Origin of the sequence: Tardiphaga sp. (assembly GCF_025356345.1) — a bacterium.
Taxonomy (GTDB): Bacteria; Pseudomonadota; Alphaproteobacteria; order Rhizobiales; family Xanthobacteraceae; genus Tardiphaga.
In genome coordinates, this window is the sequence record NZ_JANXTC010000290.1 from 1 (window position 1) to 13,998 (window position 13,998).

The 13,998-nt window shown below is 63.3% G+C and carries 11 protein-coding genes; 8 read left to right on the top strand and 3 right to left on the bottom strand.

Going from position 1 to position 13,998, the window contains the following annotated elements; translation table 11 throughout:
- Positions 1-41: 41 nt before the first annotated feature.
- Positions 42-1,007: an SMP-30/gluconolactonase/LRE family protein gene (locus Q0S16_RS17895; protein WP_295850813.1), complete on the bottom strand. Its 966-nt coding sequence runs from the start codon at positions 1,005-1,007 to the stop codon at positions 42-44.
- Between the two features lie 115 nt (positions 1,008-1,122).
- Here Q0S16_RS17895 and Q0S16_RS17900 point away from each other — a divergent pair, with 115 nt between their 5' ends.
- Positions 1,123-1,941 (top strand): NAD(P)-dependent oxidoreductase, encoded by an 819-nt coding sequence (locus tag Q0S16_RS17900; protein ID WP_295850815.1) that lies wholly within the window; start codon positions 1,123-1,125, stop codon positions 1,939-1,941.
- Between the two features lie 82 nt (positions 1,942-2,023).
- Positions 2,024-3,730 (top strand): IlvD/Edd family dehydratase, encoded by a 1,707-nt coding sequence (locus Q0S16_RS17905; protein ID WP_295850817.1) that lies wholly within the window; start codon positions 2,024-2,026, stop codon positions 3,728-3,730.
- A gap of 142 nt (positions 3,731-3,872) precedes the next feature.
- On the opposite strand, the gene Q0S16_RS17910 is transcribed toward Q0S16_RS17905, so the two are convergent.
- Entirely contained in the window at positions 3,873-4,763 is an 891-nt protein-coding gene (locus Q0S16_RS17910; RefSeq protein WP_295850819.1) for a sugar kinase, read from the bottom strand.
- Between the two features lie 235 nt (positions 4,764-4,998).
- Here Q0S16_RS17910 and Q0S16_RS17915 point away from each other — a divergent pair, with 235 nt between their 5' ends.
- Together Q0S16_RS17915 and Q0S16_RS17920 are read left to right on the top strand one after the other, a co-directional pair.
- Positions 4,999-6,258 carry a Glu/Leu/Phe/Val dehydrogenase gene (locus Q0S16_RS17915; protein WP_295850823.1) on the top strand — a complete coding sequence of 420 codons (1,260 nt, stop codon included), beginning with the start codon at positions 4,999-5,001 and terminating at the stop codon, positions 6,256-6,258.
- Positions 6,255-7,097 (top strand): VOC family protein, encoded by an 843-nt coding sequence (locus Q0S16_RS17920; RefSeq protein WP_295850826.1) that lies wholly within the window; start codon positions 6,255-6,257, stop codon positions 7,095-7,097. The genes Q0S16_RS17915 and Q0S16_RS17920 overlap by 4 nt, the downstream gene beginning before the upstream one ends.
- A gap of 17 nt (positions 7,098-7,114) precedes the next feature.
- Here Q0S16_RS17920 and Q0S16_RS17925 read toward each other — a convergent pair whose 3' ends face one another.
- Complete coding sequence (locus Q0S16_RS17925) at positions 7,115-7,879, bottom strand: sulfite exporter TauE/SafE family protein (RefSeq protein WP_295850829.1); 765 nt, start codon at positions 7,877-7,879, stop codon at positions 7,115-7,117.
- A 235-nt stretch (positions 7,880-8,114) separates the two neighbouring features.
- Between Q0S16_RS17925 and Q0S16_RS17930 the strand changes: the two genes are divergently transcribed.
- From Q0S16_RS17930 to Q0S16_RS17945, 4 genes are all read left to right on the top strand, one after another.
- The gene (locus Q0S16_RS17930; protein WP_295850832.1) at positions 8,115-8,816 is read left to right on the top strand and encodes a helix-turn-helix domain-containing protein; all 702 of its coding nucleotides are present in this window, start codon (positions 8,115-8,117) and stop codon (positions 8,814-8,816) included.
- Position 8,817: 1 nt separating this feature from the next.
- Positions 8,818-10,008, top strand: a complete 1,191-nt coding sequence (locus Q0S16_RS17935; protein ID WP_295850835.1) for an efflux RND transporter periplasmic adaptor subunit — start codon at positions 8,818-8,820, stop codon at positions 10,006-10,008.
- A 105-nt stretch (positions 10,009-10,113) separates the two neighbouring features.
- Positions 10,114-13,218 (top strand): efflux RND transporter permease subunit, encoded by a 3,105-nt coding sequence (locus tag Q0S16_RS17940; RefSeq protein ID WP_295850838.1) that lies wholly within the window; start codon positions 10,114-10,116, stop codon positions 13,216-13,218.
- Between the two features lie 146 nt (positions 13,219-13,364).
- Positions 13,365-13,998, top strand: a 634-nt coding sequence (locus Q0S16_RS17945) for a hypothetical protein (RefSeq protein ID WP_295850841.1), incomplete at its 3' end; no start/stop codon positions are given.

Below are 13,998 nucleotides of genomic sequence, written 5' to 3' on the forward strand. Positions count from 1 at the left end.
CGTCGCAAGGGCTCCTCGCAATGACGGCTGAAAGGTCGGCGTTATCCCCCCAGCGCGCCCTGCGTGTTGACATACAGCGCATAGATCGACTGGCTCGATGCCATGAACAGGCGGTTGCGCTTCAATCCGCCGAAGCAGAGATTGGCGCAGCGTTCGGGCAGCGCGATGCGGCCGATCTGTTCGCCGTCGGGCGCAAAGATGAACACGCCGTCGAGTTCGGGCGTCCCCATGCCCCAGCCGCACCACAGATTGCCGTCGATGTCGCAACGCATGCCGTCCGGCGTGCCCGCGCCGGCATCGATGAAGACGCGCTTGTTGATCAGGGCCTGGCCGCGCGAGACGACGTCATACGCCAGGATCTTGCGGTTCGGAACGCCCCGCGACTCCACGACATAGAGAAGTTTCTCGTCGGGCGAGAAGCACAGCCCGTTGGGGGCGAGCACGTCGTCGGCGACGATCGTCGCGGCAAGCGTGTCGCCGTCGATGCGATAGATGTTCTGGCCAACCTCGGACGGCGCCTTGTTGCCCTCGTAGTCGCTCAACAGCCCGAATGGCGGGTCGGTGAACCAGATCGAACCGTCGGATTTCACCACGACATCGTTCGGCGAGTTCAGCCGCTTGCCCTCGAAATGATCCATCAGGACGGTAACGCTGCCGTCATACTCGGTACGGATCACGCGACGCCCGCCATGTTCGCAGCTGATCAGCCGGCCCTGGCGATCCCGCGTATGGCCATTGGCATGGTTCGATGGCCTGCGAAAGTCGCTCACCGCGCCGGTCTCCTCTTCCCATTTGAGGATACGGTTGTTGGGAATGTCGCTGCACAACAGATAGCGGCCATCTCCGAACCACACCGGCCCCTCGGCCCAGCGCAGGCCGGTGGCGATACGTTCAATGGCCGACAGCTTGATCCAGTATTTTTCGAACCGCGGATCGAGCGCATGGATCGCGGGATCTGGATAATAGGTGGCAGGCCGCCAGCCGGGAGAGGGAATTGCGTCGGACATTGTTGGTCCTTGTTGGTTGCATCCTCGCTAATGCTTTTTGCTAGCATTGGCATGTTTGCGCGGCAAGCAAGTCTCCGTCATACTTGACCCAACGTTGCAAACAAACGAGGGACGAATGCCAAGGATCTTGATGACGGGGGCGTCGGGCGGAATCGGCACGCGGCTGCGGCAATTGCTGCCGCCGATCTATCCGGATCTGCTGCTTAGCGATCTCACGCCGCCGGCCAATCTGTCATCGAAGGAAAATTTCAGGCAGGCCGATCTGGCCGACCTCGCGGCGGTCGAGGCGATCTGCGAGGGCGTCGACGGCATCCTGCATTTCGGCGGCTTCTCGGTGGAAGGTCCGTGGGACGCCATCCTGCAGGCCAATATTATCGGCACCTACAATCTGTTCGAGGCCGCGCGCAAAAAGGGCGTCAAGCGCGTCGTCTTCGCATCCTCCAACCACGCGGTCGGCTTCTACCCGCGCCACACGAAAATCGGCCCCGACGTCACCGCGCGGCCGGACAGTCGCTACGGCGTCAGCAAGGTGTTCGGCGAGGCGGTCGGCGCGCTCTACGCCGATAAGCATGGGCTTGGCGTGACCTGTCTGCGGATCGGCAATTTCGGCGACGAGCCGCTGGACCAGCGCCGGCTGTCGATCTGGCTGAAGCCGGAGGATCTGGTGCAATTGTGCGAGATCGGTCTCGAACATCCCGACATCCACTTCGAGGTGCTGTACGGCGCGTCCTATAATGAACGCGCCTGGTGGGATAATTCCCGCGCCTATCAGCTCGGCTACCGGCCGGTCGGCAAGGCCGAAGATCACCGCGAACACGCGATGGCCGAACAGGCCAGACTAAAGCCTGATCCGGTCAGCGATTTCTACCAGGGCGGCGCGTTCTGCGGCATTGAGTTTGACGGCGACGCGGGCCGCGTCTGGGAACCGAAATAGCGCCGCATCTCCTGCGATTGACAAGAAATCTGGCAGCCTCATAAGGGGCCGCTAGAACACGTCTGAAAACGGGAAACGCGACATGGCTGACGGATTGCGCAAGGGGCTCACCAGCTATGGCGATGCCGGTTTCTCGCTGTTTCTGCGAAAGGCCTTCATCAAGGCGATGGGCTATTCCGACGACGCGCTGGACCGCCCGATCGTCGGCATCACCAATACCCACAGCGACTACAATCCCTGCCATGGCAACGCGCCGCAGATCATCGAGGCCGCGAAGCGCGGCGTGATGCTGGCTGGCGCGCTGCCGATGGTGTTCCCGACCATCTCGATCGGCGAAAGCTTCGCGCATCCGACCTCGATGTATCTGCGCAATCTGATGGCGATGGATACCGAGGAGATGATCCGCGCCCAGCCGATGGACGCGGTGATCGTGGTCGGCGGCTGCGACAAGACCCTGCCGGCGCAGATCATGGCGGCGATCTCCGCCGATCTGCCGACGGTGGTGATTCCGGTCGGCCCGATGGTCGTCGGTCATCACAAGGGCGAGGTACTCGGCGCCTGTACCGACTGCCGGCGGATGTGGGGAAAATTTCGCGCCGGGGAAATCGATCAGCAGGAGATCGACGCCGTCAACGCGCGGCTCGCGCCGTCGGTCGGCACCTGCATGGTGATGGGCACCGCGAGCACCATGGCCTGTATCACCGAGGCGATGGGCCTGTCGCTGCCGATGAGCGCGACGATCCCCGCGCCGCATGCCGAGCGGTTTCGCTCCGCCGAGGCCAGCGGCAAGGTCGCCGCCGAAATGGCCAGGAACAAGGGCCCGAAGCCGAGCGAGGTGCTGACGCCAGCTTCGTTCCGCAATGCGCAAGTGGTACTGCAGGCGATTGGTGGCTCCACCAATGGCTTGATCCATCTTACCGCGATGGCCAATCGTTCGGTGCACCGCATCGATCTGGCGGCGTTCGATGAACTGAGCCGCGCGGTGCCGGTGCTGATCGACCTGAAGCCGTCCGGCGATCATTACATGGAGCATTTTCATCATGCCGGTGGCGTGCCGAAATTGATGGCGCAGCTCGGCGACCTGATCGACCTGGATGCCAAGACGGTGTCGGGCGCCACCTTGCGCGAGATCGTGGCCCTGGCCGAGGACGTGCCGGGCCAGGACGTGATCCGTTCGCGCGGCAACCCGATCAAGCCGGAAGGCGCGATGGCGGTGCTGCATGGCAACCTGGCGCCGCGCGGCGCGGTGATCAAGCATTCGGCGGCGTCGCCAAAACTGCTCCAGCACACCGGCCGTGCCGTGGTGTTTGAATCCGTCGAGGACATGACGCTGCGTTGTGACAGCCCCGATCTCGATGTGAACGCCGACGACGTGCTGGTGCTGCGCAATGCCGGCCCGAAGGGCGCGCCGGGCATGCCGGAGGCCGGCTATCTGCCGATCCCGATGAAGCTGGCGCGGGCAGGGGTCAAGGACATGGTGCGGATTTCCGACGCCCGCATGAGCGGCACCGCGTTCGGCACCATCGTGCTGCACATCACGCCGGAAAGCGCCGTGGGCGGCCCGCTGGCTCTGGTTCGGAACGGCGACATGATCCGCCTCGACGTCGCCGCGCGCAGCATCGACCTGCTGATCGACGAGGCCGAAATGGCGAAGCGCCAGGCCGCGTTGCCGCCGGCGGTGACGCCGGACTGGGCGAAACGCGGCTATGCGCACCTATTCCATAGCACCATCCTGCAGGCCGATGACGGCTGCGATTTCGATTTCATGACCCGGGAAGGCAAGGGCTGAGGCCTCTCGACCGTCCTTGCGAGGAGCCCATGCGACGAAGCAACCCAGTCTTTACGGAGTGCGCGGTTCTGGTTTCCCGCGTGGCGGATTTTATCATCGGGCCGGCGAAGCCGGATCCGTTGGCTCCTCGCAGTGACGAACTTCACACCGCCTCGAACTCCTGCTTCACCGCCGCGATATCGGACAGCGTCGGCAGGCCGGCCTCGTTACCCAGTCTCTGGATCTTGAAGGTCGAGGCGGCGCGGGCGAAGGTGAAATGTTCGAGCCAGCTTTTGGCGGGATTGGCCAGATAGGAATACATATAGGCGCCGTGAAACACGTCTCCGGCGCCGTTGGTATCGAGCACCCGCGCCGGCGGGATCGACAGCGCCGGCAGCGTATGTACCGCTCCGGTCTCGTCATACCATAACAGCCCGCGCTCGCCTTGCGTCACGCCGCCGACCCGGCAGCCGCGGTGCTTCAGATAGTCCAGCATCTTTTCCGGCGTCAGGTCCATCTGCTCGCACAACCGCTCGGCGACGATGGCGACGTCGATGAATTCCAAGAGCTCATGGGTATTGGTGCGCAGACCACCACCGTCGAGCGAGGTCAGGATGCCGGCCTCGCGGCACAGTTTGGCGTAATGGATCGCGGCATCCGGCTGATGGCCGTCGACATGCAGCGCGCGACACTTGCCGAGGTTGAGGAGCGGAAATGGATGAATGTGCTCGTCGTCGCGGCAGCGCACGATGGCGCGCTTGCCGTCCTTCGGCATGATGAAGGACAGCGATGAGCTCGCCACCTTACGCGGATGAATCTCGATGGCGTACTTCGCCGACATGTCCATGAACATGCGGCCGAGCCAGTCATTGGCCACGGTGGCGATCAGGTCGGGCACGACGCCGAGCTTGGCACAGCAGAACGCGGCGGTGACGGCGTTGCCGCCGAACGACACCGCGTAATCCGACGCCACATGCTTCTCGTCACCGGTCGGCATGTGGTCGGTGATGAAGGTGACGTCGATATAGGTCTGTCCGATAAAGAGAGCCTGCATGAATTTGTCCGTCGTGTGCTGATAGGATGTCCGGAACAGTCCTGATCATCCGGAACTCGGCGTCGCGCGTCGCCCTACATTAGCACCGCTTATCAGCAATGATCGGCTAAAATTATTCGCAGGCTCTGGCCCGGATTTGCTTGAGATACGGGCAGCGCGGGACTACCACCGTAATCCATTGCCATTGTCAGCGCGCCATCGGGATGCGTTGGCCGGCAGCGGTGGAGACGCGGCGATGACGGTTTATTCCGGTCCGGTGTTCGAGATGGCGGTCAACCAGTTCGGCGTGATCGCCGATCATCTGGCGATTCCCGCCGATGAACGCGACCGCTTGCTGATGCCGAAGCGCGCCATTGTGGTGTCGTGCCCGATCCATCGCGATGATGGCACCATCGCGGTCTATGAGGGCTACCGGGTCCAGCACCACCTCACCCTCGGCCCCACCAAGGGCGGCACGCGCTTCGCCAGGAGCGTTGATCTCGGCGAGGTCGCAGCTCTTGCGATCTGGATGAGCTGGAAATGCGCGCTGGTCGGGTTGCCCTATGGCGGCGCCAAGGGTGGCATCGCGGTCGATCCGTCCGCCATTTCCAAACGCGAGCTGGAGGCGCTGTCGCGCCGCTACATGCAGGAGATGATCCCGTTTGTCGGTCCGCATACCGATGTGATGGCGCCGGACATGGGAACCAACGAGCAGGTGATGGCGTGGTTCATGGACACCTATTCCATGTATCAGGGCCGTACGGTCACCGAGATCGTGACCGGCAAGCCGGTCGCATCCGGCGGCACACTGGGACGACGCGAGGCCACCGGGCGCGGGGTCGCGCATCTCGCCAGGCGCGTGTTGAAGGAACTGGCGATTGATCTCAATGGCGCCACCGCCGTGATCCAGGGGTTCGGCAATGTCGGCTCCTATGCGGCGCTGGAGCTGCACCGCTTTGGCCTGAAGGTGATCGCCGTCAGCGACCATACCGGCGCGCTCTACAGCAAGGCCGGGCTCGATATTCCCGCGCTGATGCGCCACAGCGTGGAGCACGGCAGCATCAAGGGTTTCTCCAGCGAGCTGCAACACGATCCCGCCGAGATATTCACGCTGCCTTGCGACGTGCTGGTGCCGGCGGCGATGGAGCGCGCGATCGACGGAGCGATGGCGGCGAAGCTGCGATGCCGGGTACTGGCCGAAGGCGCCAACGGTCCGACCACGCCGGAGGCCGACCTGGTACTGGAAAAGCGACAGGATGATATCTTCCTGATCCCCGACATCCTGTGCAATTCGGGCGGCGTAGTGGTCAGCTATTTCGAATGGGTGCAGGATCTGCAGCAACTGTTCTGGGAAGAGGAGGAGGTGACGCGACGGGAGTATCAGATCCTTGATCGCGCGTTCGATCAGATGGTGATGCGCGCCAAGATCGATCGTATTCCACACCGGACCGCGGCGATGGCGATCGGGGTCGAGAAGGTGCGCGCCGCCAAGAACACGCGCGGGCTGTTTCCATGATCACCGGGCTCGACCATGTCGTCGTTCTGGTCGCTGATCTCGACGCGGCGGTCGCGAGCTATCAGACGTTGTTCGGCTGCGAGCCGTCGTGGCGCAGCCGCGGCGAGGGCGCCGCCACCGTATTGTTCACGCTGCCCAACACGACGCTGGAACTGATGGCGCCGGCAGGCGATGGCGAGACCGCCGCGCGCATCCGCGCCGTATTGGTGGCGCAGGGCGAGGGGCTCGCCAGCCTCTGCTTCCGCACCGATGATATCACCAAGATGCACCGTCGGCTCGATCGTGTGGCGCTGAAGCCGGACGCCATTGCGGTGATCGAAAGTCATGATCTCGATGGTCGCGGGGTACTGTCGTGGAAGCGGACCCGGGCAGCGACCGACGCCACGCGCGGTGTCCGGCAATTCTTCCTCGAACTGACGCGGCCCAGACCATGGTCGACCGTCAGCCGCACGGCTCCGGTGATCGGCCTCGATCACATCGTGGTGGCGACGCAGGATCCGGAGCGCGCGGCCGCGTTGTATGGCGCGCGACTGGGGCTGGACATGGCGCTGGACCGTTCGCATCCGGATTGGGGCCAGCTGATGTTCTTCCGTTGCGGCGACCTGATCGTCGAGATCATGCATCGTCCTGACGCCACCGCCGAGCCGACTCGTGACAAATTATGGGGGCTGAGCTGGCGTGTCGCCGATGCCGAGGCGACCCGCGCGCGGCTGGTCGCTGCCAGCGTGGATGTGTCAGAGATCAGAAATGGGCGCAAACCCGGCACCCGCGTGATGAGCCTGCGCGGCGGCAGTTGCGGAGTACCGGCCCTGCTGGTGGAACGGACGGCGAAAGCGTGACGTCTCGCGCTCGCAGCCTACTTCCGGATCAATTCCGACACGCCCTGCCACAGCAGTACTAGCGAGACGATCAGCAGCAGCACATAGGCGATGCGATAGAACAGCCCGGTCGGGGTGTGCTTGACCAGCCAGATGCCGCCGAAATTGGCGACGATCGCGATCGGAAGCAGTGCGACGGAGGTGGCGAGATTCGGCGCGTTGAACTGTCCGAGCACGAAATAGGGGACGATCTTCAGAGAATTGACGACGGCGAAGAAAATCGTGGTGGTGCCCACCAGCACCAGCTTGGGCAGCCGCTGCGGCAGCACATAGACCTGGTAGGGCGGACCGCCGGCCTGGGTCATGAACGAGGTGAAGCCGGCGAGGCCGCCCCAAAACACGCCAGCGGCGGGCCGCATCCGGCGCGGCGCGATGACGGCTCGTTTCAGCCAGAGGTTGAAGACGAAGCCAACGCCTATCAGGCCGATGGTGAGACGCACGGCATTATCGGAAATATACGACGCCAGCAGCCACGCTAGCGCCATGCCGATCACGGCGCCGGGCAGCATGATTTTGAGGTTGGTGGCGTCCCATTGGCGCCGGTAGACATAGATCGAGATCAGATCCTGGGTAATCAGCACCGGCAGCAGCAGGGCGGCCGCTTCCAGCGGCGGCAGATACAGCGCCAGTAGCGGCGTCGCGGCGATCCCGACGCCGGCAAAGCCGCCCTTCGAGAGGCCGAGAAAGATCACCGCGGGAATGGCGACGACATAGAAGAACGGGTCTGTGATGATCGGGGGCACATGCGAGTCCGGTTGGGGCGGCAGTGATAGCGAGGCATTCGGACAAAGGCGACGGCCGTTTGTGCATGGGCACATAGCATTGGTTGTTCTCGTTCGGGTGAATCTTCGCTGCCATCGATGGGCCGGCTGGCTCGCCTATTAAAATGTGCAAGAATGCCACTCTCGCGTGCAAATCGATCAGGTGCAGCGCAGCATTTTCTTGACAGGCCAGTCAGTGAGCGTTTACTCACGATCCATGAGTACTCTGCGCATGACCCATGATCTGCGGCGGGAATTGATCCTGAGCGCGGCGAAGCGTTGCTTCGCGCGCAATGGCTTCGCCGGCACGACCACCAAGAGCGTTGCCGCGGCGGCGTCGATCTCGGAAGGCCTCCTGTTCAAGCATTTCCCGACCAAGTCGGCGCTCTATGCCGAAATTCTGGCGGAGCAGTGCGAGGCAGATCCTGGTCTGCACAAGCTGCTCGGCCTGCCGCCCTCGACGAAAACACTGATCATCTTGATTCGCGGCATGGTCGGTCACTTTCTCGACATGCCGGGCGCCGCCGACCAGGAGGAGGCGCAGCGCATGCGGCTGATGATCATCAGTCATCTGGATGACGGCGAATTCGCCCGGCTGTTGTTCGAGAAAGTCGGCGCGCTGATCGGCCCGGCCTTCGCGGCGTCGCTGGAGCAGGCGGTCAGGGCGGGTGACGCCCGCCGTGTCGGCGAGGCACCGCTGCATCTGTTCTGGTTTGCCCATCACACCGCCATGATGGCGGCGCTATCACGGCTTCCCAAGGTTCCCACTTTGCCCTATGGCAACGCTCCCGATCTGGATCGGCAGCTTTGCCAATTTATTCTCCGCGGAATTGGACTGAACGAAACCGCCATCGCCTCGCATCTCGACAGCGAGATTTCGCCGGACCTGATGCCTGCGGTCACGACAGAAAGCGCATGATATGACCCTCGCTACCGACGCTCCCACGACACCGCGCGCGACCGTTGAAAAGCCGCGCCCGCGCCCGCGCATGCTGAAATGGTTCATCATCGTCGGCCTGCTGCTGACGCTGATGGTCGGCTTGCTGGTCGGCTTCAATTCGTTCCGCGCCATGAAGATCGCGGAGTTCTTTGCCAACAATCGGCCGCCGCCGACCCTGGTCACCGCGGCCGAGGCGAAATCCGAAGTGATCCCGAACCTGCTGAATGCCGTCGGCAGTCTGGCCGCCGTGCACCAGGTGGACGTCACCTCGGACGTGTCGGGCCGCATCACCAAGATCATGTTCGAGGCGGGCTCCACGGTGAAGGCCGGCACGCCCTTGGTGCAATTGTTCGACGGCCCGGAGCAGGGCGACCTCGCCAGCTTCAAGGCGCAGGCGACCGTCGCCAATCTCAATCTCGACCGCGCCAAGCAACTGGCGTCGCGCCAGTTCGGTCCGCAGGCGACGGTGGACACCGCGCAGGCGGCCTACGACCAGGCCCAGGCCGGTATTTCCCGTACCGAAGCGGTGATCTCGCAGAAGCTGGTGCGTGCCGCGTTCGACGGCGTGCTGGGCGTGCGTCGCGTCGAAGTCGGCCAGTACCTTACCGCCGGCACCCAGATCGTGACGCTGACCGACCTGTCGGCGGTCTATGCCAACTTCACCGTGACCGAAAAAGATTCCGGGACGCTGAAGGTCGGCCAGACCGTTCGCATCATGGTGGACGCCTATCCGGGCCGTAAGTTCGAGGGCAGGCTCACCACCATCGAGCCGCAGATATCCGCCGATACGCGTAACATCCGCGTCCAGGCGACGATCGAGAATCCCGAGGGCATTCTGAAGCCCGGCATGTTCGCGACCACCACCGTGGTACTGCCGGACAAGCCCGCCGTGGTCACGGTGCCGGAGACCGCCGTCGATTACACCCTGTATGGTGACTCGGTTTATTTGATCGCCGAGAAGAAGGCCGACGACGGCAAGACCAGCCTGAATGCCATCCGGACCTTTGTGCAGACCGGCGACCGGCTTGACGGCCGCGCCGTCATCGTTCGCGGCCTCAAGGCTGGCGACAAGGTGGTGCAGGTCGGCCAGCTCAAGCTGCAATCGGGCGTCGCGGTGGCGATCTCGAGCGATCCGGCGCCACAGATTCCGGCCAAGGCGCCGCTGAACTAGACGAGATTGCGGGCTGCGAGCGATCGCAGCCCGCCTCAATTGTAATTTCGCATTGATGCGCGGCCGATCGGGCCAGCGCGCGATGCCGGTGACGGAGCGTCCGCCATGGTCTTTACTGATATTTTCATCAAGCGCCCCGTGCTGGCGCTGGTCGTCAGCCTGCTGATTCTGCTGATCGGCTTCAAGGCCGCGACGAGTCTGCCGATCCGGCAATATCCGAAGCTGTCGAACACCGTGATCACCATCACCACGGTCTATCCCGGCGCGTCGCCGGACCTGATGCAGGGTTTCATCACCACGCCGATCGAGCAGGCCGTCGCCGCCGCCGAAGGCCTCGACTACATGACCTCGGCGTCGACCCAGGGCCAGAGCCTGATCTCGGTCTACATCAAGCTCAACAATGATCCCAACGCCGCGCTCACCGAAGTGCTGTCGAAGGTCAATTCGGTCAAATATCTGATCCCGAAGGAAGCCAACGATCCGGTGATCGTGAAATCGACCGGCTCGACCACCGCCGTGATGTATCTTGGCTTCTCCAGCGACGAGCTGTCGGGCTCGGCGATCTCGGATTATCTGACGCGCGCGGTGCAGCCGGTGCTGTCCACCGTCGACGGCGTGGCCTCGGCGGATATTCTCGGCGGCCAGACCTTTGCGATGCGGCTGTGGCTGGATCCGGTGCGAATGCAGGGGCGCGGCATTTCGCCGGATGACGTGGCCGCGTCGATCCGCGCCAATAATTTCCAGTCGGCGGCCGGCCAGACCAAGGGCTATTACATCATCTCCAACGTCACGGCCAATACCGACCTGCAGAACGTCGATCAGTTCAAGCGGATGATTATCAAGGCCAAGGATGGCGGCTTTGTGCGGATGGAGGACATCGCCACCGTCGAACTGGCGGCGCAGACCGCCGATGCCAGCGTCGCCTTTAACGGCGAACGTGCGATCTTCATCGGCGTGCAGTCGACCCCGCAGGGCAATCCGCTCAACATCGTCGCCGGCGTACGCAAGCTGTTCACGGAGCTGGAACGCAATTTGCCGCCGTCGTTGAAAATGAAGGTGGCCTATGATTCCACCAAGTTCATCACCTCCTCGATCAACGAGGTCCAGAACACGCTGATCGAGGCCGTCGGCATCGTCATCGTCGTGATTTTCCTGTTCCTGGCCTCGTTCCGCACGGTCATCATCCCGGTGGTCACCATCCCGCTGTCGCTGGTTGGCGTCTGCAGCCTGATGCTGGTGATGGGCTTCTCCATCAACATGCTGACCCTGCTGGCGATGGTGCTGGCGATCGGACTCGTGGTCGACGACGCCATCGTGGTGGTGGAGAACATTCACCGGCATCTCGAGGAGGGCAAGTCCCCGGTGCAGGCGTCGCTGGAAGGTGCGCGTGAAATCGTCGGGCCGGTGATTTCCATGACCATCACGCTGGCGGCGGTTTACGCGCCGATCGGTTTTCTCAGCGGTCTCACCGGCGCGCTGTTCCGCGAATTCGCCTTCACGCTCGCCGGCTCGGTGATCGTCTCCGGCGTGGTGGCGCTGACGCTGTCGCCGATGATGTGCTCGGTGCTGCTGAAGCAGGAAGAGCCGAGCTGGTTCGGCAAGAAGGTCGACCGGATTTTCGGCGCGACGACACGCTGGTACGGCCGCCAGCTCGATCGTTCGCTCGACTATCGCCCGATCACCGCTTTGTTCGCCGTGGTGATCCTCGGCCTCGTCGTCTTCATGTATCAGCACACCTCGAAGGAGCTGGCGCCCGAGGAGGATCAGGGCATCCTGTTCGCCGTCACCAAGGGGCCGAAATACGCCAACATCGACTACGCCAATTTCTACAGCGACAAGATGGACAAGGTATTCCAGAAGTTCGCGGAAACCGATCTGCGCTTCATTATCAACGGCACCAACGGTCCGTCCAACGGCATCGCCGGCATGGCGCTGAAGCCGTGGGACGAGCGTACCCGCTCGACCACCAAGCTGAAGCCGCTGGTGCAGGCGGAGCTCAGCAAGATCGAGGGCGTCAACGCCTTCGCCTTCAACCTGCCGGCGTTGCCGGGCGGTCCGGGCGGCCTGCCAATTCAGATGGTGATCAATTCGACCAATGGTTTTCAGTCGGTTTATGAAGAGATGAACAAGCTGAAGGACTCCGCGCGCAAGAGCGGGCTGTTCATCGTCGCCGACAGCGATCTCGACTACAATCAGCCGGTCGTGAAGGTGAAGATCAACCGCAACAAGGCCAATGATCTCGGCATCACCATGGCCAGCATCGGCGGCACGCTGTCGACGCTGCTTGGCGGCAATTATACCAACCGCTTCAACCTGGAGGGTCGCTCCTATCAGGTGATCCCGCAGGTGCCGCGCGCGATGCGGATCTCGCAGGATTCGCTGGCGAACTATTACGTGCCGACGGCGTCCGGACAGCAGGTGCCGCTGTCGACGCTGGTGACGGTGGAAACCGCCACCAACCCGAATGCGCTGTCGCATTACAACCAGCTGAACTCCGCCACTTTCCAGGCGGTGGCGATGCCGGGTGTCACGGTGGGGCAGGCGGTCGACTTCCTGGAGGGCGAGGCCAAAAAGCTGCCGTCTGGCTTTAACCACGACTACCTCGCCGACTCCCGGCAATATGTGCAGGAAGGCAACCAGCTCGCGGTGGCGTTCGGCTTCGCGCTCATCATCATCTTCCTGGTACTGGCGGCGCAGTTCGAGTCGATGCGCGATCCCCTTGTCATCATGATCTCGGTGCCGATGGCGATCTCGGGCGCGCTGATCCCGCTGTTCTTCGGCGTGGCGACGATCAACATCTACACCCAGGTCGGGTTGTTGACGCTGGTCGGGCTGATTTCCAAGCACGGCATTCTGATGGTGGAGTTCGCCAACGAGCTGCAGCTCAAGGAAGGCCTCGACAAACGCTCGGCGATCGAGATGGCGGCGCGCGTCCGGCTGCGGCCGATCCTGATGACCACCGCGGCGATGGTCACCGGCCTGCTGCCGCTGCTTACCGCGGCGGGCGCCGGCGCGGCGAGCCGCTTCTCGATCGGTCTGGTGGTGGTGTCCGGCATGATGATCGGTACGCTGTTCACGCTGTTCGTGCTGCCGGCGGTCTATGTGGCGATCGCCACCGATCACCGTGCCAGCCGCGATACCAAGCGCGCCCGGCAGATCGCGGAATTCGACCTGCAGGACCACGCCTCGCCGGCACTGCGACCGGGCTGAAAAGCCCGTTCCCCGGACGCGATGCAACACGTAGTGTTGCTTCGCAGATCCGGGGTCCCGGTTGCTGCTTTGATGAAACCTGGATCCCGCATCCGCGGAGCGGCATAAGAATGCCGCACCGCGTGCGGGAAACGATAGGACATTCCATGACGCGTGACTTCGTGGCCGGCAATTATCGCTATATTCCCGCCGTATTCCAGTATTCCAGCGGCGCGGCGGCGGACCCGGATTTCGAGATCGAGCGCGTTCGCTTCGACACGCCGATGCCGCTCGCCGACGGCTTTGCGCTGATCGCCGATTACATCCTCGCCGCCGGCCGTCCGCTGACGTCGTTCTGCGCCTGCGAGCTGCGCTCGCCCGCGGTGGTCGACGAGGCCGGCTTTCGAACCTTCAACGAGCATTACGTCAAGACGCTCGCCGAATGGGGCATTTTTAACGGCACCGACAATCCGGTCGCGCGCAGCAATGTCTGCCTTGAGATCGATCCGCCGGCGGCGCCGTCATTCTACGCCTTCTCGTTCACGCGGCCGCGGCTCGGCGCTTCGCCGAGCTTCGTGATCGCAGGCGGCGCCGAGGCGCGCGGCGGACCGGGCAGCTATCCCGAGCGCATCGTGCGCTATCGCGAGACCGGACCCGACGCCTTTCGCGACAAGGTGAAGATGACCGTGAATACGATGCAGGAGCGCCTCGCCGCCTTCGGCCATGGCTGGCAGGACGTGACGGCGACGCAGATCTACACGGTGCGGGATTTTCACCCGTTGGTCGCCGATGAACTGGTGC